Annotated in this window: 20 protein-coding genes; 12 read left to right on the top strand and 8 right to left on the bottom strand. The window is 63.3% G+C overall.

The genetic code is table 11. The features are described from left to right. The first annotated feature begins 33 nt into the window (after positions 1-33). Positions 34-951, top strand: a complete 918-nt coding sequence (locus ACFQ95_RS12205) for a LysR family transcriptional regulator (protein ID WP_422831272.1) — start codon at positions 34-36, stop codon at positions 949-951. Positions 952-957: 6 nt separating this feature from the next. On the opposite strand, the gene ACFQ95_RS12200 is transcribed toward ACFQ95_RS12205, so the two are convergent. Genes ACFQ95_RS12200 through ACFQ95_RS12180 form a run of 5 tightly spaced genes read right to left on the bottom strand, consistent with a single transcriptional unit; the run spans position 958 to position 5,821 of the window. Continuing rightward, positions 958-1,335, bottom strand: coding sequence for a hypothetical protein (locus ACFQ95_RS12200; RefSeq protein ID WP_422831271.1), 378 nt, complete (start codon positions 1,333-1,335; stop codon positions 958-960). Positions 1,336-1,350: 15 nt separating this feature from the next. Continuing rightward, complete coding sequence (gene proC / locus ACFQ95_RS12195; RefSeq protein ID WP_422831269.1) at positions 1,351-2,217, bottom strand: pyrroline-5-carboxylate reductase; 867 nt, start codon at positions 2,215-2,217, stop codon at positions 1,351-1,353. Beyond that, on the bottom strand, positions 2,214-3,425 hold the full coding sequence (locus tag ACFQ95_RS12190; RefSeq protein ID WP_422831268.1) for an esterase-like activity of phytase family protein: 1,212 nt from the start codon (positions 3,423-3,425) through the stop codon (positions 2,214-2,216). The genes proC and ACFQ95_RS12190 overlap by 4 nt, the downstream gene beginning before the upstream one ends. Positions 3,426-3,469: 44 nt before the next feature. Beyond that, positions 3,470-4,975, bottom strand: coding sequence for a glycerol kinase GlpK (gene glpK / locus ACFQ95_RS12185; protein ID WP_422831266.1), 1,506 nt, complete (start codon positions 4,973-4,975; stop codon positions 3,470-3,472). A 42-nt stretch (positions 4,976-5,017) separates the two neighbouring features. Further along, entirely contained in the window at positions 5,018-5,821 is an 804-nt protein-coding gene (locus ACFQ95_RS12180) for a DeoR/GlpR family DNA-binding transcription regulator (RefSeq protein ID WP_422831264.1), read from the bottom strand. A gap of 186 nt (positions 5,822-6,007) precedes the next feature. On the opposite strand from ACFQ95_RS12180, the gene ACFQ95_RS12175 reads away from it, so the two are divergent. The 7 genes from ACFQ95_RS12175 (at position 6,008) to ACFQ95_RS12145 (ending at position 13,980) form a co-directional block, all read left to right on the top strand. Next, entirely contained in the window at positions 6,008-7,090 is a 1,083-nt protein-coding gene (locus tag ACFQ95_RS12175; RefSeq protein WP_422831263.1) for an ABC transporter ATP-binding protein, read from the top strand. Further along, positions 7,090-8,169: an ABC transporter ATP-binding protein gene (locus ACFQ95_RS12170; protein WP_422831261.1), complete on the top strand. Its 1,080-nt coding sequence runs from the start codon at positions 7,090-7,092 to the stop codon at positions 8,167-8,169. Before ACFQ95_RS12175 ends, ACFQ95_RS12170 begins: the two co-directional genes overlap by 1 nt. Then, entirely contained in the window at positions 8,166-9,059 is an 894-nt protein-coding gene (locus tag ACFQ95_RS12165) for a carbohydrate ABC transporter permease (RefSeq protein WP_422831259.1), read from the top strand. Before ACFQ95_RS12170 ends, ACFQ95_RS12165 begins: the two co-directional genes overlap by 4 nt. Continuing rightward, positions 9,052-9,864, top strand: a complete 813-nt coding sequence (locus ACFQ95_RS12160; RefSeq protein ID WP_422831258.1) for a carbohydrate ABC transporter permease — start codon at positions 9,052-9,054, stop codon at positions 9,862-9,864. Before ACFQ95_RS12165 ends, ACFQ95_RS12160 begins: the two co-directional genes overlap by 8 nt. Before the next feature lie 146 nt (positions 9,865-10,010). Then, on the top strand, positions 10,011-10,319 hold the full coding sequence (locus tag ACFQ95_RS12155; RefSeq protein WP_422831257.1) for a DUF2160 domain-containing protein: 309 nt from the start codon (positions 10,011-10,013) through the stop codon (positions 10,317-10,319). Positions 10,320-10,418: 99 nt separating this feature from the next. Further along, on the top strand, positions 10,419-12,149 hold the full coding sequence (locus ACFQ95_RS12150; protein ID WP_422831255.1) for an ABC transporter substrate-binding protein: 1,731 nt from the start codon (positions 10,419-10,421) through the stop codon (positions 12,147-12,149). 202 nt (positions 12,150-12,351) lie between these two features. Then, the gene (locus tag ACFQ95_RS12145; RefSeq protein WP_422831253.1) at positions 12,352-13,980 is read left to right on the top strand and encodes an FAD-dependent oxidoreductase; all 1,629 of its coding nucleotides are present in this window, start codon (positions 12,352-12,354) and stop codon (positions 13,978-13,980) included. A gap of 275 nt (positions 13,981-14,255) precedes the next feature. On the opposite strand, the gene ACFQ95_RS12140 is transcribed toward ACFQ95_RS12145, so the two are convergent. The 3 genes from ACFQ95_RS12140 to ACFQ95_RS12130 all read right to left on the bottom strand — a co-directional run bounded on the left by ACFQ95_RS12140 (position 14,256) and on the right by ACFQ95_RS12130 (position 17,603). Then, on the bottom strand, positions 14,256-15,044 hold the full coding sequence (locus tag ACFQ95_RS12140; protein ID WP_422831252.1) for a DeoR/GlpR family DNA-binding transcription regulator: 789 nt from the start codon (positions 15,042-15,044) through the stop codon (positions 14,256-14,258). Positions 15,045-15,124: 80 nt separating this feature from the next. Further along, positions 15,125-17,314, bottom strand: coding sequence for a phosphocholine-specific phospholipase C (locus ACFQ95_RS12135; RefSeq protein ID WP_422831251.1), 2,190 nt, complete (start codon positions 17,312-17,314; stop codon positions 15,125-15,127). Positions 17,315-17,372: 58 nt separating this feature from the next. Next, on the bottom strand, positions 17,373-17,603 hold the full coding sequence (locus ACFQ95_RS12130) for a hypothetical protein (protein ID WP_422831249.1): 231 nt from the start codon (positions 17,601-17,603) through the stop codon (positions 17,373-17,375). 342 nt (positions 17,604-17,945) lie between these two features. Between ACFQ95_RS12130 and ACFQ95_RS12125 the strand changes: the two genes are divergently transcribed. Genes ACFQ95_RS12125 through ACFQ95_RS12110 form a run of 4 tightly spaced genes read left to right on the top strand, consistent with a single transcriptional unit; the run spans position 17,946 to position 22,351 of the window. Then, positions 17,946-20,099: a xanthine dehydrogenase family protein molybdopterin-binding subunit gene (locus tag ACFQ95_RS12125; protein ID WP_422831247.1), complete on the top strand. Its 2,154-nt coding sequence runs from the start codon at positions 17,946-17,948 to the stop codon at positions 20,097-20,099. Further along, positions 20,096-21,052, top strand: coding sequence for a dihydrodipicolinate synthase family protein (locus ACFQ95_RS12120; RefSeq protein ID WP_422831245.1), 957 nt, complete (start codon positions 20,096-20,098; stop codon positions 21,050-21,052). The genes ACFQ95_RS12125 and ACFQ95_RS12120 overlap by 4 nt, the downstream gene beginning before the upstream one ends. A gap of 4 nt (positions 21,053-21,056) precedes the next feature. Then, complete coding sequence (locus tag ACFQ95_RS12115) at positions 21,057-21,551, top strand: (2Fe-2S)-binding protein (RefSeq protein WP_422831243.1); 495 nt, start codon at positions 21,057-21,059, stop codon at positions 21,549-21,551. After that, complete coding sequence (locus ACFQ95_RS12110) at positions 21,548-22,351, top strand: FAD binding domain-containing protein (RefSeq protein WP_422831242.1); 804 nt, start codon at positions 21,548-21,550, stop codon at positions 22,349-22,351. The genes ACFQ95_RS12115 and ACFQ95_RS12110 overlap by 4 nt, the downstream gene beginning before the upstream one ends. Positions 22,352-22,366 lie beyond the last annotated feature (15 nt).

The raw sequence follows: 22,366 nt of genomic DNA, 5'->3' as shown, positions 1-22,366 counted from the left end.
AATGTTGATCAAACGATTACTTTTGGTGAAGAGATGGACCTGCACCTGCGCGACCTGCGTTATTTTGAAACTGCGGCCGAAATGGGCCACTTGGGTAATGCCGCCGACCATCTGGCGCGCAGCCAGCCCGCGCTGACCAAGTGCATTCAGCGGCTCGAAGAGGCGTTTGGCAGCCCGCTGTTTGAACGCGTGGGGCGCGGTGTGAAGCTCACGCCCGTGGGCGAGGTGCTGCTGGCGCGCGCACGTGCGTTGCGCCAGTCCGCCGAAGATGCGGTGCGCCAGGTGCAAGAGTTTGCGCAGGGCCACGCCGGCCACGTGCGCATTGGCAGTGGCCCGGTGGCGGCCGACCACTTGTTGCCCGAGCTTTGCAGCCTGGCCTTGGCCGACGGCCTTAAGACCACCATCAGCATCGTGGTGGGCCCGAGTTTTGAGCTGCGTGAGCAATTGCGCGAGGGCAAGATTGACCTGCTCATCGGCTTGACGGTGGATGGCGACCCCAGCACCGTTTCCTACCCGGTGATCGAAGACGTGGTGGTGGTGGCTGCGAGTCGCACACACCCGGTGTTTCAGCAAACGCGCATCACCATGGCTTCGCTGCTGGCCTACCCGTGGGCGCTACCGGCCGGCAACATCCCGAGCCGCCAGTGGCTGGACATGGCGTTCGCCCAAAATGGTCTGGCCAACCCCAGCGTGCAGATCGAGGCCAGCTCCATCGCCTTGTTGCCGCGCATGATTGCGCGCACCGATTTGCTGAGCTTTGTGTCGCGCTACACGCTGTCGCTGCAGCGCGGCAACACGCTCAAAGAAGTGCGGCTGAAGAACACCACGCTGCGGCGCCAATTGGGGGTGACGGTGCGGCGCGAGGGGTATCTGTCGCCAGCGGCGGCGCACATTGTCGATTTGCTGCGGCAGCGCGGCAAAAGCCTGTTTCCGCAGGGACTGGACGTTTAGCGGCCCTTAGAAGTCTGCGTCCATCGCAAACTGCTCGCGCAACGCGGCGCAGAACGCCGGCGTGCCGCTGAGCGACAGACTCAGCGTATAGCGCAATCTTCCAGGCTGGCCCGGTGTGATGCTGAGGCTTTGGGTTTCAACGTCGAAGGTCAGCAGTTGTATGCCGCTGGACTCTTGTGTGCCGCTGAGGTCGTAGTCCCATTCGCCGCCCTCGTCTAGAGGCCCATGGCCGTCGGGAAACTGTTCGTAGGCCCAGGTCAGGACACGCGTGACTTCGGCATGCAGCGTGGCGACCTGGTCCGGCCATACGGCGGCCAAGGCATCGAACACGCCGTTGCCGGCATCGTCTTCGCTGTAGTCAAAGTCCAGGAAACGCAGCGTCATTGCAGAGCCAGCCGCTCAGGGTTTGCCGAACTCGTCGCCCAATTCACCGGCGCGCTTTTCTGCGGCACGCACGGCGCTGACGATCTGGCGCTTCACCTCGTCCTGCTCCATGGCGCTGATGGCCGCGTAGGTGGTGCCGCCCTTGGAGGTGACGCGTTGGCGCAGTGTTTCCAGTGGTTCGCTGGAGCGGCTGGCCAGCTCGGCTGCACCCGTGAAGGTTCCCAGGGCCAAGGTCTTGGCCTGTTCAGGCGTGAGACCCATGTCCACACCGGCTTGCACCATGGATTCCATGAAGTAGAAAACGTAGGCCGGGCCGGAGCCCGAGACGGCGGTCACGGCGTCGAGCTTGGCTTCGGCGTCCACCCACAACAAGCCGCCGGTGGAGGCCAGTACTTGTTCGACCCGTGTGCGGTCTTGTGTATCGACTTTGCCGCCGGCGTACAGGCCGGTCATGCCTTTGCCAATCAGTGCGGGTGTGTTGGGCATGGCGCGCACCACACGCTCGGTGCCCAGCCAGCGCGCAATGCTGTCGCTGCGTATGCCGGCGGCCACGCTCAAGTGCAGGGCCGAGGCGGTGTGTGCGGCGCTGGCCTGTGCGGCTTCATGGAAGGTTTGTGGCTTCACGCCCCAGACCACCAAACTGGCTTCTTGCAAGCTGGCATCGGCTTGCGCTTGTGCGCTGATGGCAAAGTCTTTGAGCAAACGCGCGCGGGCTTCGTCCCAGGGTTCAACCACCAGCACCTGTGCGGGCATGAGGCCGCTTTTGAGCAGCCCGCCGATGATGGCGCTGCTCATATTGCCACCGCCGATAAAGGCGATTTTTTCATTGGCGGCCAGAAAGGAGCCGGTGGAGGTGGTGTTGGAAGCAGGGGTAGAGGTCATGGAGCAGACTCAAGAAACTCGAACGCAATGATCTGGGTGGTTTGACGCGCGTTGAAATTGTCGTCACTGATCAACACGAGTGTACGCGGGCCAGGGCGGCCATTTTTGCCCATGATGCGCGGCCCCCAGGCCATGCCCTCGGTGTTGTCCAGGCGGCGCAGGCCGGGGCGCGGCTGGCCATTCAGGGCGACAAAGTCGTCCAGATTGGCCACCAGGGTTTTGCGCATGGGCTGCCAGGTGCCGGGCGCCAGGGTGTCTTGCTGCAGCGTGTCGCTGCCGTCGCGTGTGTCCACCTGGTACAGGCGCAGGCTGTTGCCCACGCCGGCCGTGAAGGAGCGTTCGAGCACCAGCAAGCGGAAGGCATCGATGGCCAGGATCTCGCTGATGCCATTGTCGGCAAAGGTTTGCGGCGGCACGGGGGCTGCGGGAATGGCGTCGGTGACGTAGGCGCGCTGCGCCACGGGTTTGCCGCTGCCCACGTCGAACAGCGTGATGCGGCTGGGGCCACCCGGCGCGTTGAGTGTGGGCATGGGGCCGTCTTGCACCAGGGCGTTTTCCATCGCGGCCCAGACGCCACGGCCGTCTGGGGTGGTGGCCAGGCCTTCCAGCGTGAGGTTGTCGCGCGGGCCGCTGGCGCCCGTGCGGTCGGCGCGCAAATGGGCGGGCAAGTCTAAGCAGCGCAGATGTGTGCCGTCGGGCCGCATTTCACATACCGAAGGGTCGGTGCCGTGTTGGATATCACCTTCACTGCTCCATAACAGCGTGCCGGTTTGTGCGCGCCAGCGCAGGCCCTCGGGGTCGGGCACCACACCATTGGGTTCCTGGCGACGGCTCGGGAAGGCTTGGCCATCGGCCTGGCGCAGTGTGGTCACGCCCACCAGTTGTGGCGGCGCAATGCCCTCAGCCGTGATCGCCAGGCGCATGCTGTAGAAGCGCGCGGGCTGCAGATCGGAGCGGTCGTCGCTGAGCGCGAACCAGAGGTTCTTGACCGGGTCGTAGTCCAGTGCCGAGAGCCCGCCCACCGTCGTGCCTTGGTAGTTGAGGCGGTGCGGCAGCGAGGTTTCGCCAATCAGCCGCAAATGCAGGGTGAGAGGCGTGGTGGGTGGGGTGCTGGGCGGCGTGGGCTGCCCTGTGGCACAGGCCAGCAGTGACAAACATAGCGCCACCGTGGAGGTGGCCCGAAACGTGGAGCAGAGAGCATTCGTCATGCCCCCCAGTTTAGACAGGCCACGCAGCCGTTTCTGTCGAAAGTCTATGCCGTCGTAGCAGGTAAGGCAGCTTGGCGCACCGCATGTTCCCACTGTGCCATGCGCTCGGCGGCGCGTGCCTGGCTTTGTGTGGGCATGAAGCGCCGCTCGGCGCGCCAGAGTTCGGCCAGCGCCTCGGTGTCGCGGAACACGCCGGTCGACAGTCCGGCCAGGTAGGCTGCGCCCAGGGCGGTGGTTTCGGTGATCACGGGGCGTATCACCGGAATGCCCAGCAGGTCGGCCTGGAACTGCATCAGCAGGTTGTTCACACAGGCGCCGCCGTCGACCCGCAGCTCAGACACCGGCGCCGCACCGGCGGCCACGGCATCGCGGCTCATGGCCTGCAGCAGGGCGGCGCTCTGGTAGGCGATGCTCTCCAGCGCGGCGCGTGCAATGTGGGCGATGGTGGTGCCGCGTGTCAGCCCGGTAATGGTGCCACGTGCATCGGGCTGCCAGTAGGGCGCGCCCAGGCCGGTGAAGGCCGGCACCATCATCACTCCGCCCGAGTCGGGCACGCTTTCGGCCAAGGCCTGCACTTCGCCGCTGTTCTGAATTGCTTGCAGGCCGTCGCGCAGCCACTGCACCACGGCGCCACCGACAAACACGCTGCCTTCCAGCGCGTAGGCTGTTTTGGGGTTGGGCTGGGCCGCACTGGTGGTGAGCAGGCCGTTGCGTGAGGTCTGGAACACGTTGCCGGTGTGCATCAGCATGAAGCAGCCGGTGCCGTAGGTGTTTTTCGCCATGCCGGCCTTGAAGCAGGCCTGGCCGAAGAGGGCGCTTTGCTGGTCGCCGGCGACACCGCCGATCGGAATGCTGCCACCCAGCAACTCGGCGGTGGTGTCGCCGAAATGGGTGCTAGAAGGGTTGACCGCAGGCAACACCGCGCGCGGAATACGCAGCAGCGCGAGCAACTCGTCATCCCAGTCGTTTTTGCGAATATTGAACAGCATGGTGCGTGAAGCATTGCTCACGTCGGTTACGTGCACGCGGCCTTGGGTGAGTTGCCACATCAGCCAGCTATCGACCGTGCCAAACGCGAGTTCACCGCGTTCGGCCTGCTCGCGTGCACCGGGCACATGGTCCAGCAGCCATTGCAGCTTGGTGCCGGAGAAATAGGCATCGATCAGCAGGCCGGTTTTTTCCTGGATCTTGTCGGCCCAGCCGTCTTCGCGTAGCTTGGCGCAGGCCGGCTCGGCACGGCGGTCCTGCCAGACGATGGCATGGTGGATCGGCAGACCCGTTTTGCGGTTCCACAGCACCGTGGTTTCGCGCTGGTTGGTAATGCCCAATGCGCGCACCTCGCGTGCCGTGATGCGGGCCTTGTGCAGGGCCTCCTTGGCGGTGGCGAGCTGGGTGCGCCAGATCTCCATGGGGTCGTGCTCTACCCAGCCGGGCTGGGGATAAATTTGCGGCAGTTCCAGCTGCGCCTGGGCGACGATCTGGCCGTCGGCGTTGAACACAATGCTGCGCGAGCTGGAGGTGCCCTGGTCCAGGGCGAGAAGATAGGTCATGAGCAGGCTTTCAAACAGTGGCTGCGGTCCCTGGCGGGAACGTCACGGTTTCTTTTTCGATGAGTGTGTTGTTGCTGGCAATGATGCCGCAACATGGGAGCGCACCTGCGCGTCGCGCAGCAATGCCGGAAAGGGCTCGGGCACGGGCGCATCGGTGAACAGGCGGTCGATGCTGGAGAGTGTGCTGACCTGGGCCATCGCCAGGCGGTTGAACTTGCTGTGGTCGGCTGCCAGCCAGACCTCGCGTGCATGCGCCATGATGGCCTGGGTCACCTTCACCTCGCGGAAATCGTAGTCGCGCAGCGAGCCGTCGACCTCGATGCCCGAGATGCCGATGAGCGCAATGTCCACCTTGAACTGGCGGATGAAATCAATCGCCGCCTCGCCCACCACGCCCCGGTCGCGCCCGCGCAGCACGCCGCCGGCGACTATCACTTCGCACGACGGGTTGGCGCTCAGGATCAGCGCCACGTTGAGGTTGTTGGTGATGACGCGCAGCCCGGTGTGCTGCAGCAGCGCCTTGGCAATCGCCTCGGTGGTGGTGCCTATGTTCAGGATCAATGAGCAGTCGTTGGGCACCTCCTGCGCCACCGCCCAGGCGATACGCGCCTTGCCATCGGCGTTGAGGCTTTCGCGCTGCTGATGGCCAATGTTTTCGGTGGTGGAACTGGGTACCCGCACGCCGCCGTGAAAGCGCGCCAACAGACCTTCATCGGCCAGGCGCTGCACGTCGCGGCGCACGGTCTGCAGCGTGACCTTGAGGGTGGTGGCGAGGTCGTCGAGCATCACCGAACCCTGGCTACGGACGGCTTGCAAAAGCAATAACTGGCGGGGATTGGGACTCACGGCTGGGCTGAAGTGGGGGAAAGCTTGTAACTGTAATGTCGTCTAGGTGACTCTAAAACGAAAAGAAAGGAAAATGATTAAGGGTTGTCACCAAGAGTGGCCCCCTAAATGCGAACAATAATTTGCAAAAACGAAAGAACCGGAACACTCGGACCATAACCGAAATCACACAAAAAAGAGGCGCGGATGCAGCTGTCGTTGCAGGGTATTGTCAAAAAGGCCGGTCCCCAGACCTGGCTTTACAACATGAGCCTAGCGCCCCAAATGGGCGCGGTCACGGTGTTGCTGGGGGCGACCCAGGCCGGTAAAACCAGCTTGATGCGCATCATGGCCGGGCTGGATGTGCCCACGCATGGCGAGGTGCGGGTCGACGGCGTCAACGTCACGGGCCAGCCGGTGCGCGAGCGCAACGTGGCCATGGTGTACCAGCAGTTCATCAACTACCCCTCGCTCAAGGTGCGCGACAACATCGCTTCGCCGCTGAAGTTGCGCGGGCAAAAGAATGTGCAGCAGCGGGTGCAGGAGTTGGCCGAGAAGCTGCACATCGAGATGTTCCTCGACCGTTATCCGGCCGAGTTGTCTGGCGGCCAGCAACAACGTGTGGCCCTGGCCCGCGCACTCGCCAAAGAGGCACCGCTGATGCTGCTGGACGAGCCCCTGGTCAACCTCGACTACAAGCTGCGTGAAGAGTTGCGTGACGAACTCAGCGCAGTGTTTGCCGCTTCCAATGCCACCGTGATTTATGCCACAACCGAGCCTGGCGAAGCCCTGCTGCTGGGCGGCTACACGGCGGTGCTGGATGCTGGTGAACTGCTGCAATACGGCCCCACGGCCGAGGTGTTTCACCGGCCCAACTCGCTGCGGGTGGCGCGTGCCTTCAGCGACCCGCCTATGAACCTGGTGCCCGGCACCCTGGTGGCCGATGGTGTGCAGTTAAAGGCGGGCCCGAAGTTGCAGATCGCCGAGATGGCCGCCCAAGGGCAGGTCACGGTGGGTCTGCGTGCCAGTGCTTTGCGGCTGCAGTCACGGCCCGATGACGTGTCGTTGGCCGGGCAGGTGGAGCTGGCCGAAATTTCGGGTTCCGACACCTTTGTGCACGTGGCCACACCGGCCGGTGAACTGGTGGCGCAACTCACGGGTGTGCATTACTTCGAACTGGGTGCCAACATCACACTGCACTTCAGCCCGGCGCAGGTGTATGTGTTTGATGCGGCCGAGCAATTGCTGCGCGCGCCGCTGGTCCATCCGCACGTTTTGGGAGCTGCTTGATGGCCCGCATACAGCTTGACCTGGCGCACGCCTACCGGCCCAACCCCACGCAAGACAGCGACTATGCCTTGCTGCCGTTGAAGATGACGTTTGAGGACGGTGGCGCCTATGCGTTGCTAGGCCCCTCGGGCTGTGGAAAAACCACCATGCTCAACATCATGTCGGGCCTGTTGGTGCCGTCCACCGGCACGGTGACGTTTGACGGTAAAGACATGACCCGCGCCACACCCCAGGAGCGCAACATCGCCCAGGTGTTCCAGTTTCCGGTGATCTACGACACCATGACCGTAGCCGAGAACCTGGCTTTTCCGCTGCGCAACCGTGGTGTGCCCGCCGACCAGATCAAGCAGCGTGTGGGCGCGATTGCCGAGATGCTGGAACTCAGCGGCCAACTCAACCAACGCGCGGCCGGCCTGGCGGCCGATGCCAAGCAAAAGATATCCCTGGGGCGCGGATTGGTGCGCCCGGATGTATCTGCCGTGTTGTTCGACGAGCCGCTGACCGTGATCGACCCGCACCTGAAATGGCAGTTGCGGCGCAAGCTCAAGCAGATCCACCGCGAGTTGAAGCTCACGCTGATCTACGTCACACACGACCAGGTGGAGGCGCTGACCTTCGCGCAGCAGGTGGTGGTGATGAGCCGTGGCCGTGCCATGCAAATGGGCTCGGCCGATGCGCTGTTCGAGCGGCCCAGCCACACTTTTGTCGGGCACTTCATCGGCTCCCCGGGCATGAACTTCTTGCCGGCCGAAGTGGTGGGTGATGCGCTGCAGATTTTTGATGCGCGCCTGCCGCTGCCGCGTGCCTTGCCCAAGGGTCCGCTCAAGCTGGGTGTGCGGCCAGAGTACGCGCGGGTTGTGTCGCCTTATGGCCCGGGCGCCCTGCCCATGGTGGTGCAAACGCTGCAGGACGTGGGCACCCATGTGATGTTGACGGCTGGGGTCAGCGGCGCGCCCGATGTACGCCTCAAAGCCCGGCTGAGTCAGGACGCCGAGCGCCTGCAAGTGGGCGACACCGTGTGGCTGCAGGTGCTGGGTGAACACACCTGCTTTTATGCCAATGAGGAGATTGTGCAATGAGCACGACCACCAAACCTGTGAACCAGAAAGCCTGGTTGCTGATTCTGCCGGTGCTGATCTGCGTGGCCTTCTCAGCCATCGTGCCGCTGATGACCGTAGTCAACTACTCGGTGCAAGACATCATTTCGCCCGAGCGCCGCGTATTTGTCGGCACCGAATGGTTTGCCTCGGTGATGCGCGATGAAGAGCTGCACGCCGCGCTGTGGCGCCAGATCACGTTCTCGCTTGCGGTGTTGGCCGTAGAGTTGCCCCTGGGCATTCTGCTGGCGCTGGCTATGCCGGCCACCGGCTGGAAAGCCTCGGCCGTGTTGGTCATCGTGTCGCTGTCGTTGCTGATTCCGTGGAACGTGGTGGGCACCATCTGGCAGATCTTTGGCCGGGCCGACATCGGCCTCATGGGCGCCGCACTGCAAGGCATGGGCATTGACTACAGCTACACCGGCAACGCGACCCATGCCTGGCTGACCGTGCTGCTGATGGACGTGTGGCATTGGACGCCGCTGGTCGCGCTGCTGGGTTATGCCGGTCTGCGTTCCATCCCGGATGCGTATTACCAGGCCGCGCGCATCGACGGCGCGAGCAAGTTCGCCGTGTTCCGCTACATCCAACTGCCGAAGATGCGCGGTGTATTGATGATTGCGGTGCTGCTGCGCTTCATGGACAGCTTCATGATCTACACCGAGCCCTTTGTACTCACCGGCGGCGGGCCGGGTAATGCGACCACGTTCCTGTCGCAGTTCCTGACGCAGAAGGCCGTGGGCCAGTTTGACCTGGGTCCGGCGGCGGCGTTTTCGCTGATCTACTTTTTGATCATCTTGCTGCTGTGTTTCATCCTCTACAACTGGATGCAGCGTGTGGGGACACAAGAGAAGGAGGGCGGCCATGAATGAGCCCCGTTTTCAGAAGCGCACGATCTTCCTGATCGCCTATTTGATTTTTGCGCTGTTGCCCATCTACTGGATGGTCAACATGTCGTTCAAGACCAACTCCGAAATTCTGGCCAGCTTCTCGTTGTGGCCGCAGCATTTCACCTGGGACAACTACCGCACCATCCTGACCGACCCGTCCTGGTACGACGGCTACATCAACAGCCTGATCTACGTGGGCATGAACACCGTGATCTCGCTCACCGTGGCACTGCCCGCGGCCTATGCGTTTTCGCGCTTCAGCTTCCTGGGCGACAAACACGTTTTCTTCTGGCTGCTGACCAACCGCATGACGCCGCCGGCCGTGTTTTTGCTGCCGTTTTTTCAGCTCTACACCACCGTCGGTTTGATGGACACCCATCTGGCCGTGGCACTGGCGCACCTGCTGTTCAACGTGCCTCTGGCGGTGTGGATTCTGGAAGGTTTCATGAGCGGTATTCCGCGTGAGATCGACGAGACGGCCTACATCGACGGCTACAGCTTTCCGCGCTTTTTTCTCACCATTTTCCTGCCGCTGATCAAGGCCGGCGTGGGCGTCGCGGCCTTCTTTTGCTTCATGTTCAGTTGGGTGGAGCTGCTGCTGGCGCGCACCTTGACGAGTGTGAACGCCAAGCCGATTGTGGCGACGATGACGCGCACGGTGTCGGCCTCGGGCATGGACTGGGCGACGCTGGCGGCGGCAGGGTGTTTGACGATTGTGCCCGGGGCGATTGTCATTTGGTTCGTACGCAACTACATCGCCAAGGGCTTTGCGATGGGGAGGGTGTGAAACACCCCCAGTCTTCGCGCACTGCGTGTCGCTGCGTCAACCCCCTTGCAGGGGGCGGCACCTGCAGCCTGGCGGAGCCAGTTCTGCGGTGCCCCGTGGTGAAGGCAGGGGCGTCTGTGTTGTTGGTTTGTGTCTGAGGAGTAGTCATGTTTGAGTGGATGGCTTGGACCTTGCCGGTCGCGGTGTTTTTTGCGTGTGTGGTGCTCATGTTGCTGGGCATGACGGTGTGGGAGATCAAGTCGCCCACCACCTTGCGGCGCGGGTTTTTGCCGTTGGAGACGACACGTGGCGATCGGCTGTTTATTGGCTTGTTGGCGGCGGCTTACGTCAACTTGGCCTTTGTGGGGCTGAGCGGCAAGTTTGCCGAGTGGTTTGGCCTCGAGGCCGAGCCGTCGATCTGGATCAGTTTTGTGGCGTCGATGCTGTTGCTGGCGCTGGTGATGAAAAAGGGTTGAGATGGATGAGGGGTTCGGAGGATTCGGCTTCTTTCATTCCCGAGGCCGGGCCTGGTTTGTGTGCGAGGGAATGTCTATAAACCGTGCAGGAGACAAGTCATGAAGTTGCGTTATTCCGTGTGGCTGATCGCCACCACCTATGCGTTGGCCGGTTCGGCTTGGGCCGATGAAGCGGCGGCGAAGAAATGGATAGACAGCGAGTTCCAGCCGTCGACGCTGAACAAGGACCAACAGATGGCCGAGATGAAGTGGTTCATCGACGCGGCCAAGAAGCTGCAAGCCAAGGGCGTGAAAGAGATTTCCGTGGTGTCGGAAACCATCACCACACACGAGTATGAGAGCAAGACACTGGCCAAGGCGTTTACCGAGATCACCGGCATCACCGTCAAACACGACCTGATACAGGAAGGCGACGTGGTCGAAAAGCTGCAGACCTCGATGCAGTCGGGCAAGTCGATTTACGACGGCTGGATCAGCGACTCTGACTTGATCGGCACACACTACCGCTACGGCAAGATCATGAACTTGACCGACTACATGAGCGGCAAGGGCAAGGAGTGGACCAACCCCGGGCTGGACATCAAGGACTTCATCGGCACCAGTTTCACCACCGCGCCTGATGGCAAGCTCTACCAATTGCCCGACCAGCAATTTGCCAACCTGTATTGGTTCCGTGCCGACCTGTTTGCGCGGCCTGATCTGAAGGAAAAGTTCAAGGCCAAATACGGCTACGACCTGGGCGTGCCGCTGAACTGGAGTGCCTACGAAGACATCGCCGCGTTCTTCAGCGAGGACGTGAAGAACATCGATGGCAAGCCGATCTACGGCCACATGGATTACGGCAAGAAAGACCCGTCGCTGGGCTGGCGCTTTACCGATGCCTGGTTGTCCATGGCCGGCACTGCAGACGTGGGCATTCCCAACGGCATGCCGGTCGATGAGTGGGGCATCCGTGTCGCGGCCGATAAATGCACGCCTGTGGGCGCCTCGGTGTCGCGCGGCGGTGCCACCAACTCGCCGGCCGCAGTCTATGCACTCACCAAGTACGTCGACTGGATGAAGAAATACGCGCCCAAGGAAGCCACCGGCATGACCTTTGGTGAAGCCGGCCCCGTGCCCGCCCAGGGCCAGATCGCGCAGCAGATCTTCTGGTACACCGCCTTCACCGCCGACATGGTGAAGCCCGGCCTGCCGGTGGTGAACGCCGATGGCACACCGAAGTGGCGCATGGCCCCTGGCCCGAATGGTCCGTACTGGAAACAAGGCATGCAAAACGGCTACCAGGACGTGGGTTCGTGGACCTTCTTCGCCGCCCACGATGCGGACAAGACGGCAGCAGCCTGGCTTTATGCGCAGTTCGTCACGTCCAAAACCACCAGCCTGAAGAAAACCACCATGGGGCTGACGCCTATCCGCGAGTCGGACATCCAGTCCAAAGCCATGACCGACATGGCGCCCAAGCTCGGCGGCCTGGTGGAGTTCTACCGCAGCCCCGCGCGTGTGGCCTGGACACCTACCGGCACCAACGTGCCCGACTACCCCAAGCTGGCACAACTGTGGTGGAAGAACGTGGCCCAGGCGGTCACGGGTGAGAAGACCCCACAAGGTGCGATGGACACCCTGGCCGACGAAATGGACCAGGTGATGGCGCGGCTGGAACGCGCGGGCATGGCCAAGTGTGCACCCAAGCTCAACCCCAAGGGTGACCCGAACAAGTGGCTGAGCGACAAGTCGGCCCCTTGGAAGAAGCTGGCCAACGAAAAACCCAAGGGCGAAACCATCGCCTACGACACGCTGCTCAAGGCCTGGAAGGATGGCAAAGTGCGCTGACCTTGAGATGTGCACCCGAGGTGGCATGGCCCGCAAGATGCCGCACCCGGGTGTATGTGAATTCGCGCAGGCCACGACACGTGAGCTTGGCCTGCGCGAGAATGTCCCCCCCGCTTGGCCAAGCTTGGCTTTGCACCTCTTTTGCTTCTGATGCATCGCGTCTGAAGCCCTCTTGAACAGAACCTGCTGAAGCACGCCTGATATGCCTTCCGAGTTGTCGCCCGCACCCACCCGCCGATCTGAACTGATGGAGCGGTTGCAGCAGCTGTCCACCAGCCAGGTGTTTGACCTGGCCATCATAGGCGGCGGCGCCACCGGCCTGGGCGTGGCGCTGGACGCTGCTTCACGGGGCTTGAGTGTGGTGCTGCTGGAATCGCACGACTTTGCCAAAGGCACTTCGTCGCGTGCGACCAAGCTGGTGCACGGTGGTGTGCGTTACCTGGCACAGGGCAACGTCGCCCTGGTGCGTGAAGCCTTGCATGAGCGCGCCACGCTGTTGCGCAATGCACCACACCTGGCGCAACCTCTGCCGTTTGTCATGCCCTCCTACAAACTGTGGGAGACCCCTTTTTACGGTGTTGGCCTGAAGGTCTACGACGCGCTGGCGGGCAAGGCCGGCCTTGGCGCCACCGAGTTGCTGGGCCGCGGCCAGACCCTGCAATACCTGCCAACCGTCCAACCAGATCATCTGAAGGGCGGCGTGAAATACTGGGACGGCCAGTTTGACGACGCGCGCCTGGCCCTGGCCCTGGCGCGCACCGCCGCCGCCCACGGCGCTCTGTTGGTCAACTATTGCGCCGCCACCGAGTTGCTGCATGAAAACGGCAAGGTGGTCGGCGTGGCCTGCGAAGACCGTGAAACCGGCCAGGCCTACCAGTTGCGTGCACGCTGTGTGGTCAACGCAGCGGGTGTGTGGGTCGACGAATTCCGCCGCAAAGATGGCGAGGCCCTGGGCCGTGTGGTCAAACCCATGGTGGCGCCCAGCCAGGGTGTACACGTGGTGGTGGACCGTGAATTCCTGCCCACCGACCACGCGCTGTTGGTGCCCAAAACACAAGACGGCCGCGTGCTGTTTGCCGTGCCATGGCTCGGTAAAACGATTCTGGGCACCACCGACACACCACGCCACGATCTGCAGCGCGAACCGCGCCCGTTCAAGGCCGAGGTTGATTTCATTCTGGGCGAGTCGGCGCGTTACCTGCGCAAAGCGCCCACACGTGCCGACGTGAAGAGTGTCTGGGTCGGCCTGCGCCCGCTGGTCAAACCGCAGGACGACGAAGGCGAGAACACCAAGGGCCTGAGCCGCGAACACACCGTGCTGGTCAGCAAGACCGGCCTGGTGACCGTGACCGGTGGCAAATGGACCACCTACCGCGCCATGGCCGAAGATGTGTTGGCCAAGTGTGAAGAGGCACAACTGCTGCGCAATGCAGGCCCTTGCCGCACGGTGCAACTGCCGCTGGTGGGAGCGCCCAAAACCAACACCATAGGCGAAGGTGACGGCCAGCCGCTGCCCCTGGGTATCCACTCTGCGCCGGGTCTACACATGTACGGCACCGAAGGCGCCAGTGTCCTGGCCATGCCGGGCGCCGACCGGGTATTGGGCCATGGCCTGACCGAAGCCATGGTGCGTTTTGCGGCACGTTTTGAGTACGCCCGCACGGTGGAAGACGTGTTGGCGCGCCGCGCACGTGTGTTGTTTCTGGATGCCAAGTTGGCCGCATCTTTGGCGCCCACGGTGGCCGACATCTTGCAAGAAGAGAACGGCTGCGACCCGCAACTGGCCGATTTCCTGGCGCTGGCCGAGAGCTACCTCACGCTGCCGGATTAAGCTTAAGGCTACGCTGAATAAGTCGCAGCATGCGCGGCGTGTCTTTGCGGGATGAGCTGCTAGGCGCGAAACCCAAGGCAAGCCTTCTGGCTTGCCTGGGATCAAGACAAAGCAGATCGCCCGCAAAGCCACGCCCCGAAGGGCTCGGCCAAAAATGAGTGTCTTGACCACCCGAAAAGCTTGCACAGGCACGGAGCCTGTGCTGCACAACGCGGGCGGCCAATCCATCTCATTTTTGACTCGAGCGCGCATGCTGGGACTTGTTCAGCGTAGCCTTAAGCCAACACCACCTTGCAACCCGCTTCTTTGAGTGCCGCCAGCGCCGGCAGGCCGCGCGCACGCTTGTCGCTGATCAGTTGGTAGATGCCATCCACCGGGCAAAAGCTGGTGCGGCTGCGTTGGCCTATCTTGCTGTGGTCGGCGAGTATCACCGTGTGCTGCGCCTGCGTCACCATGGCGCGGGCGACTTCCGCCTCAAATGGTTCGTAGTCGCTGGCACCCTGGTCGGCTGACACCCCTACCGGCGACAACATCGCCCAGTCCATGCGCCAACGCATGATCTCGGCCACGGTGCTGGCGCCATAACTTGCGGCCACACTCGCCCCCGCCTGCGCCACCGGGGTGCCGCCCAGCAGGTGCACGTGGTGGCGTTGCTGGCCCTGGGTATCGGGCACGCTGAGCTTCAGGGCCACGTCAAAGGAGTTGGTTACCACGGTGAGGCCGCGCAAGCTGGCCAGCTCCTCGGCCAGCAGCGAGGTGGTGCTGCCGGAGTCTATGAACACCGCGTCGCCCGGCCGCAGCAGTTTGGCTGCCGCCCGCGCGATGGCGCGTTTTTCCGGGCGCTGGGTTTTCACGCGCTGCTGCAAGGGCGGCTCGGGCTCGGGAGCCGTGCGTTTGACGCCGCCATACACGCGGCGCAACTCGCCCCACGATTCGAGAACCGACACATCGCGCCGCACGGTTTCGCGCGACACCTTGAGGTCGTCGGCGATGCGCTCGTTGGTCACGTGCTGAAAGCTGGCCAGCAAGGCCCGGATGCGTTGGTAGCGTTGGTCTGGCAGCATGCGACTCGGTGTTGCGGGGCAGATGATAAGAGGCCGGCGCGGGAGGGGGTCTCCCGCGCCGGCCATTCTAGGGCGCTGCTTTACAGCGCGATTTGAAGTTGATCGCCTATGGCCGTGCCAAACATCGCCGGGTCGCTGACCGAGTGTTTGCCGGTTTCCAGGCGGCCTGCGAAGCGGCGCGTGAAGCCTTTGAGTGCCGGCACCGACAAGGTGAAGTCATACCAGTAGCCATTGTCTTTCAGCGGCCAGATCATTTGCAACTCGGCGTTGGGTTTCACGGTTTCGCTGCGTGCACTGCTGATGTAGGCATTGGCCACCACGTTCACGTTGCAGTCAGCGCTGCCGGTGTTGTGTAGCTTGACGATGAGGTCGCCGTTGGCCACGTCGTAACACACCTGCACTTCGGGGTTGGCTTGTGTGCCCACCGACAGGGTTTTGGCGTTGCCGGTGAAGTGGCGATGGAAACCGTTGGGGCCCAGCACCCACAGGTCGTAGAGGCCATTGTCCGTGGTCAAAGCCCAAGTGCCTTTGAGCTGTTTGTCAGCTTCCACGGTGTAGCGCGCCGGGATGCGGTCGAGGTGCAGCCGGTCGTAGACGTGGAACACGGCGGCGGTCTTGCCGGTGTTCTCAAAGCTCAACGTCACCTGTTGGGTTGAGAGTGCCACGCTGGCCGTGACGTGCAACTCATAAGGCAGCGCACGCGAGGGGCGGGCGCCTTGGGTTTGGCTGGGCAGCTCCGGAGTGCCGGGTGGCAGCGGCGTGGTGCGTCCGGGCAGGGCGCGCGCGCGTACCGCCAGTGCATTGGTGTCGGGCAGCGACTTGAAGAACTCGGTGTTGTTCGGGTCGGCAAAGTTGAAGGCGCTGGTCAGGTCGCCCGACACCGCGCGGCGCCAGGCCGAGATGTTGGGCTCCATCACACCAAAGCGTGCTTCCATGAAGCGTATCACCGAGGTGTGGTCACACACTTGCGAGTTCACCCAGCCGCCCTTGCTCCATGGCGAGAGCACATACATGGGCACGCGCGGACCCATGCCGTAGGGGCGGTGCATCCACTGCACTTCGCTGGCGTCATCGTTATAGGCCTGGATGCTGTTGTGGTACTCACCTTCGGTGCTCACGGTGGAGGCGCCGGCCAGCACGGCGGTGGCCGGGTCGGCGCTCCAGCTGGTGTACGACGGTGCGGCGGCGGGTGGCACGTGGTCGAAGAAGCCATCGTTTTCATCGAAGTTGATGAACAGCACGGTCTTGCTCCACACATCGGGATTGGCGGTCAGTGCGTCCAGCACCTTGGCGGTGTAGTCGGCGCCCTGGGCCGGGCTGGACGGGCCGGGGTGTTCCGAGCCTTCGGCGGTGGCGACGATCCAGCTGATTTGCGGCAGCGTGCCGTTGAGTACGTCCTCCTTGAGTTTGTCGAGGTCGCGTGTGCTCACACCACGCTGGCGCAGTTGCTCGGAGTAGCCAGGCTTTTGATACCAGGCATCGCGGAAGCTGTGGAAGCCGGCCAGCGCGTTGTCGGTGTAGTTGTCGGCCATGTTTTCATACACCTGCCAGGTGATGCCCGCAGCCTGCAGGCGCTCGGGGTAGGTGGTCCAGGTGTAGCCGCCATCGCCTTCGTCGGCGTCAAACCAGTCGTAGTCGTTGTAGATCGCCGGGCCGTTGCCCTTTTGCAGCGGGTCGTTGGTGCCGGTCCAGAGGAACAGGCGGTTCGGGTTGGTGCCGGCCTGGATGGCGCAGTGGTAGTCGTCGCAGATCGTGAAGGCGTCGGCCATGGCGAACTGGAACGGCAGGTCGCTCTTGTCGAAGTAACCCATGGAGTGGTTTTGCTTGGCGGCTGGCCATGCGCCCATGCGGCCGTGGTCCCAGGCTTGTTGTGCGTTCGACCAGCTGTGTGGTGTGCCCTGTACCCGCATGTACTCGAAGTGCTGCGTGGTGTTGAGGTGGAACGGCGCAATCCATTGCGGCGTCGCCGAGCTGGAGGCGTTGGGCTGGTACCAGACCGTCTTGCCGCTCACGCCATTGCGCACGGCCTGCGGAATCGGAAAGCGGTCGCCAAAACCGCGCACACCGTTCATGGTGCCAAAGTAGTGGTCGAACGAGCGGTTCTCTTGTGTCAGCACCACGATGTGCTCCACGTCTTTGATGGTGCCGGTGACGGCGTTGGCCTGGATGGCCAAGGCTTTTTGGATGGCGGGCGGGAACATCGAGAGCGCGGCGGAGGAGCCGGCGAGGCTTGCGGCATTGCGCAGGAAATTGCGGCGATTGACGGTCATGTTGTTGTGTGTTTTTGTGGAAGTTGCTGGATGGGCGACGAGGTTGGCGGCCGGGTTGTCAGCGGGCGCAGCGCACTTCGCGCGGCTTGCCGTCCGAGCCCAGGTCGGCCGGTGTTTCAACGCCAGTGCTGGGGCTGGTGGCGGCCAGCGTGCTGCCGCCACTGCCGCCGCCACAGGCGGTGAGCAGCAGGCCCAGCGTCAGACCGAGAGCGGTGCTGCGCACCAGGCTGGGCAGCGTGAGAAAGCGACCAGCAGGGCCGGTCAAGCGGGAGGCATCAGGAGCTTGCATCGTATGGATCAGATTGTGGAAAAAGGGGTAAGCGTGGTGGACTGAATCAACCCGAGAACTGCCGGGTCCGCGCGCAATTCAAGGGTTTTGAGCGGCGCCTGGAGTTCTCAGTTGATTAAACAAATGCTATGTGCGTAAAGTTACGTTTGTGTGACTTTGTGTGTTTGTGTTCTGGGCCGAGTTGCTGAATCTGAAGCACGCGCACTCTCAAGCTGCGCTCAACAATCGTTCAAAAAATCTTGCTTGTGGTGCGCGTAGACGCCGCGTGTAATGGCGCCTTGATGGATTGCGACGGTTTGCGCGCAATTTCGTACCGCCCACCTTGTTTGAATGTTTGTTGCGATGTCTTCGTTTGCCAACCACAGCTTGTTCACCCATGCGGAGCGCCCGGATGGATTGGCGCGTGTGGAAGACTTTCGGCTGCTGACCGGGCGTGGCCAATACATTCACGACATCAAGTTGCCTCAGATGCTGCACGCCGTGTTTGTGCGCAGCATGTACCCGGCTGGCCGCATCAACCGGCTTGATGCCGAGGCGGCACGCAGCCTTCCCGGAGTGGTGGCGGTGTTCAGCGCCGAAGACCTGCAGGGCTGCACCATGCCGGCCATCAACCCGCTGGTGCCCGATGTGCAAACGGTGGATGTGCCGCTGTTGCCGGAGTGGCGTGTGAGCTCGGTAGGCCAGCCCGTGGCCATGGTGGTGGCGCAAACCCAGGCCCAGGCCCAGGCCGCTGCCGAGTTGGTTTTTCTGGACGTCGAACCAGAAGTCGCGCGTACCGACCATGCTGGGGACGGCAAGCCTGTAGCCGAATTGCACTTTCAATCCGGCGCAACTGCCGGCGTCGAGGCCGCCTACCAGGTCAGCATGCTGCACCGCCAGCCTCGTGTGACGGCCATGCCGCTGGAGCCGCGTGCGGCACTGGCGCAATGGGACGACTTCAACCGTAGCCTCACCATCTGGCTACCCAGCCAAGCCCCGGCGCGGGCGCGGGCCGATGTGGCGCGGACCTTGGCTTTGCCGGTGGAACAGGTGCGTGTGATTGCGCCCGATGTGGGCGGCTCGTTTGGCTCCAAGGCCTCGGTCTGCCCAGAGGACCTGGTGCTGGCGTTTGCGGCACGGCAGCTCAACGCTGCGATCAAGTGGACGGCCTCGCGTTCTGAAGAGTTCCTGTCTGCCGCCCAAGGGCGCGGCGCGCACATGCAGGGCCGCTTGTCGCTCGATGCGCAGGGCCGCTTCACGGAACTCACGGCTTCGTTCCAGTTTCCGCTGGGCAGTTGGCTGCCGTTCAGCGCGGTGGCGCCCATGCGCAACGCCGCACGCATTTTGCCGGGCCCTTACCGCGTGGCCAGCGTAGACATTCGATCCAGCGCCAGCGTGGCGGATGCGGCCGCGGTCAACATCTACCGTGGTGCCGGGCGGCCCGAAGCCGCTTTGCTGATGGAACACCTGGTGGAGCGCGCCGCACGCGCCAGCGGCATAGACCCGGTGGATCTGCGCGAGCGCAATCTGCTGCATGCCAGCGACCTGCCATACACCACACCTACCGGTGAAAGCCTGGACTCGGGCGACTACCGTGCCGCCCTGGCGCGCGCCTGCGCCAAGTTCGGTTATGCACAGGAGCGGCAGCAACAAGCCACACGCCGCGCCGCGGGTGAGCTGGTGGGCATTGGCCTGGCGGTCTACATCGAGCCTTGCGGCCAGGGCTGGGAAAGCGCACGTGTCACGCTGCAGGCCGATGGCCGCGTGCTGGTGGCCAGCGGCTCGGTGGCACAAGGCCAGGGCCATGAAACCAGTTATGCCGCGATCGCCGCCCAAGTGCTGGGCTGCGCGCCGGAACAAGTGACGGTGCAGCACGGCGACACCGCCACCTGCCCGCCTGGCATTGGCTCGCTGGCCAGCCGCAGCATGGCGATTGGCGGCAGCGCGGTGGCGCAAGCCGCACGCCAGGCGCAGGCCATGCGCGAAGCCGGTGCGGACTTGCCCATTGCCGAAACCGTGGTCTACCACGCGCCCGGCGAAGCCTGGAGCTACGGCTGCGTGATCGCACGCATGGCCATAGACCGTGACACCGGTGAACCGAAGATCGAGCGCCTGGTGTGGGTCGACGACGCCGGTCGCATCGTCTCGCCGCAACTGGCCGAGGGGCAATTGCTGGGTGGCCTGGCGCAAGGCCTTGGCCAAGCCATGCTGGAGCGCATCGTGTACGACGAGAGCGGCCAGCTGTTGTCTGGCTCGTTGATGGACTACGCCGTGCCGCGCGCCGACAACATGCCCAATGTGGAGCTGGAGAGCATGCACATCCCCAGCAGCGTGAACCTGCTGGGCGCCAAAGGTGTGGGCGAGGCCGGTTGTATTGGTGTGCCCGCCGCACTGCTCAACGCCGCTGCCGATGCCTTGAGCCCTTTTGGCGAAGCCGAATTGCATTTCCCTTTAACCGCCGAACAACTCTGGCGCGCCATGAAAAAACCCTCCGAGACCGAGACCACCAAACCATGAAATACAGCAAGACCGACGCCAAAGCCTATGCCCGTGAACACTTCCGAGGCGTGTGGGCGGCCACCGCCACGGCGTTTAATGAAGACCTGTCGCTGAACGAGGCTGGTTACCGGCAAAACATGCGCCACTGGGCGCAAACGCTGAAGCTGGGCGGCTTATTTGTGTGTGGCAAACAAGGCGAGTTTTTCTCCATGTCCGTGCCCGAGCGCAAGCGCGTGTTTGAGTGGTCGGTGCAAGAGGCCGCGGGCCACTGCGGCATCGTCACCTCGTGCTCAGACACCAATCTGGACGTGGTGCTCGAGCTGGCACGCCACTCGCAAGACATAGGCGCCGACTACATCGTGGTGCACAGCCCGGTGCTGCACTTCCACCACGATGCCGAATCCACGGTGTACGAGTATTACCGCTACCTGAGCGAGCAGCTCGACATCGGCATTGCGCTGTGGAACCACCCCGACTGCGGTTATGTGATGAGCCCCGAGCTGTGCGCGCGTATTGCCGAGCTGCCCAACATCGTGGCCATCAAATACAGCGTGGACCGCGCACGCTACACCCGCTTGACGGAACTGGCGGGCGACAAGATCCTGGTGAGCACCGCTTCTGAAGAAGAGTGGCTCGACAACATCATCGACCTGAACTGGCGCCTGTACCTGTGCTCCACGCCACCATTCTTGCTGCAGACCGCTGTGGACCAACGCATCAACGAATACACACGCCTGGCGTTTGCCGGCCAACATGCCGAGGCACGCGCCCTGCGCGACAGCCTGGAGCCAGCGCGCGCCGCCTTTCGTGCGGCACGCCCCAGCGGCACGCCACAGGCCTACACCAAATATTGGATGGAACTGCTGGGCCAAGTGGGTGGCCCGGTGCGCCGCCCGCTGCTGAACCTGACCGAAGCCGAGAAAGCCGCCACCCGTGAAGCGTTTGCGCGCAGTGGTTTGAAGCTGGCCTGAACACATGTCCGAACTTTCCGTGAACCTGCAGATCAACGGCACGGCTGTGGCGCGCACCGTGTCGCCAGAGACTTTGCTGGTCGATTTCCTGCGCGAGGACCTGGCGCTCACCGGCACACACCAGGGCTGCGACACCGCGCAGTGTGGCGCGTGTACCGTGCTGGTGGACGGCGCGGCGGCCAAGTCGTGCAACCTGCTGGTGGCGCAGGTGAACGGAGCTGCGGTTACCACCATCGAGGGGCTGGCCCCTGCGGATGGCGGCTTGCATCCCATGCAGCAAGCTTTTGGCAAACATCACGGCCTGCAGTGCGGTTATTGCACGCCGGGCATGGTGATGCGCGCCGTGGCCATGGACGGTGAAGGTGTGCCCGCCGAGCCCGCCGCCGTGCGTTGTGCCTTGTCCGGCAATCTGTGCCGCTGCACCGGCTACCACGGCATCGTCAACGCCGTGTGTGAAGGCTTGCAGCAGATGCGCAGCCTCAAGGTGGCCGTGGCATGAACACCTTTGAATACCTGCGCCCGAGCGCGCTGGCCGAGGTGCTGCAATTGCTGCAGGACGACCCCGAGGCCAAGCTGCTGGCCGGTGGCCAAAGCCTGCTGGCTGCGATGAAGCTGCGGTTTGCGGCGCCGACCAAGCTGATTGACTTGCAAGGCCTGCCCGCCTTGCGCAGCCTGCACCTGGATGGCGACGCCTTGTGGATAGGCGCCATGTGCAGCCACGCACAGGTCGCTGCCTCCACGCTGGTGCGGCAATCTGTGCCCATGCTGGCCGCGCTGGCTGGTGGCATTGGCGACCAGCAGGTGCGCAACCGTGGCACCTTGGGCGGCTCCATCGCCAATGCCGACCCCGCCGCCTGCTGGCCCGCCGGGGTGCTGGCTTTAAACGGCACGGTGTGCACCGACAGACGCGAAATCGCCGCCGACGATTTCTTCCAGGGCCTGTTCACCACCGCCCTGGAATCCGATGAGGTGGTTGTTGGTGTGCGCTTCCCGCGCACACCCAGCGCCCACTACCGCAAATTTGAGCAAGCGGCCTCGCGTTTTGCCTTGACCGGCGTGGCTGTGGCACAGTGCACGCAGGGGGTAAGGGTGGCTGTGACGGGCTTGGGCAATGGTGTGACGCGGTGGCGCGAAGCCGAAGAAGTCTTGTCCCGGCAGTGGTCGCCTGAGGCCCTGGACGGCTTGCATTTCGATGAAACGCAGGCCACCGGTGATGTGCACGCGTCGGCCGAATACCGCGCCCACCTGGCGCTGGTGTTGACCCGTTCTGCAGTGCAGCATCTTCTGCAAACGGCGTAATCGCCAGGCTTAGAA

This window comes from Variovorax sp. HJSM1_2 (genome assembly GCF_049316285.1).
Taxonomy (GTDB): domain Bacteria; phylum Pseudomonadota; class Gammaproteobacteria; order Burkholderiales; family Burkholderiaceae_C; genus Rhodoferax_B.
Note: the sequence above shows the minus strand (reverse complement) of the source record. Positions and strands in the feature narration are given on the sequence as shown.

Excerpts from the sequence above, each read along its gene's own strand:
- ACFQ95_RS12205 (WP_422831272.1), top strand. The coding sequence starts at position 34 with ATGGACCTGCACCTGCGCGACCTGCGTTATTTTGAAACTGCGGCCGAA.
- ACFQ95_RS12200 (WP_422831271.1), bottom strand. The coding sequence starts at position 1,335 with ATGACGCTGCGTTTCCTGGACTTTGACTACAGCGAAGACGATGCCGGC.
- proC (WP_422831269.1), bottom strand. The coding sequence starts at position 2,217 with ATGACCTCTACCCCTGCTTCCAACACCACCTCCACCGGCTCCTTTCTG.
- ACFQ95_RS12190 (WP_422831268.1), bottom strand. The coding sequence starts at position 3,425 with ATGACGAATGCTCTCTGCTCCACGTTTCGGGCCACCTCCACGGTGGCG.
- glpK (WP_422831266.1), bottom strand. The coding sequence starts at position 4,975 with ATGACCTATCTTCTCGCCCTGGACCAGGGCACCTCCAGCTCGCGCAGC.
- ACFQ95_RS12175 (WP_422831263.1), top strand. The coding sequence starts at position 6,008 with ATGCAGCTGTCGTTGCAGGGTATTGTCAAAAAGGCCGGTCCCCAGACC.
- ACFQ95_RS12170 (WP_422831261.1), top strand. The coding sequence starts at position 7,090 with ATGGCCCGCATACAGCTTGACCTGGCGCACGCCTACCGGCCCAACCCC.
- ACFQ95_RS12165 (WP_422831259.1), top strand. The coding sequence starts at position 8,166 with ATGAGCACGACCACCAAACCTGTGAACCAGAAAGCCTGGTTGCTGATT.
- ACFQ95_RS12160 (WP_422831258.1), top strand. The coding sequence starts at position 9,052 with ATGAATGAGCCCCGTTTTCAGAAGCGCACGATCTTCCTGATCGCCTAT.
- ACFQ95_RS12155 (WP_422831257.1), top strand. The coding sequence starts at position 10,011 with ATGTTTGAGTGGATGGCTTGGACCTTGCCGGTCGCGGTGTTTTTTGCG.
- ACFQ95_RS12150 (WP_422831255.1), top strand. The coding sequence starts at position 10,419 with ATGAAGTTGCGTTATTCCGTGTGGCTGATCGCCACCACCTATGCGTTG.
- ACFQ95_RS12145 (WP_422831253.1), top strand. The coding sequence starts at position 12,352 with ATGCCTTCCGAGTTGTCGCCCGCACCCACCCGCCGATCTGAACTGATG.
- ACFQ95_RS12140 (WP_422831252.1), bottom strand. The coding sequence starts at position 15,044 with ATGCTGCCAGACCAACGCTACCAACGCATCCGGGCCTTGCTGGCCAGC.
- ACFQ95_RS12135 (WP_422831251.1), bottom strand. The coding sequence starts at position 17,314 with ATGACCGTCAATCGCCGCAATTTCCTGCGCAATGCCGCAAGCCTCGCC.
- ACFQ95_RS12130 (WP_422831249.1), bottom strand. The coding sequence starts at position 17,603 with ATGCAAGCTCCTGATGCCTCCCGCTTGACCGGCCCTGCTGGTCGCTTT.
- ACFQ95_RS12125 (WP_422831247.1), top strand. The coding sequence starts at position 17,946 with ATGTCTTCGTTTGCCAACCACAGCTTGTTCACCCATGCGGAGCGCCCG.
- ACFQ95_RS12120 (WP_422831245.1), top strand. The coding sequence starts at position 20,096 with ATGAAATACAGCAAGACCGACGCCAAAGCCTATGCCCGTGAACACTTC.
- ACFQ95_RS12115 (WP_422831243.1), top strand. The coding sequence starts at position 21,057 with ATGTCCGAACTTTCCGTGAACCTGCAGATCAACGGCACGGCTGTGGCG.
- ACFQ95_RS12110 (WP_422831242.1), top strand. The coding sequence starts at position 21,548 with ATGAACACCTTTGAATACCTGCGCCCGAGCGCGCTGGCCGAGGTGCTG.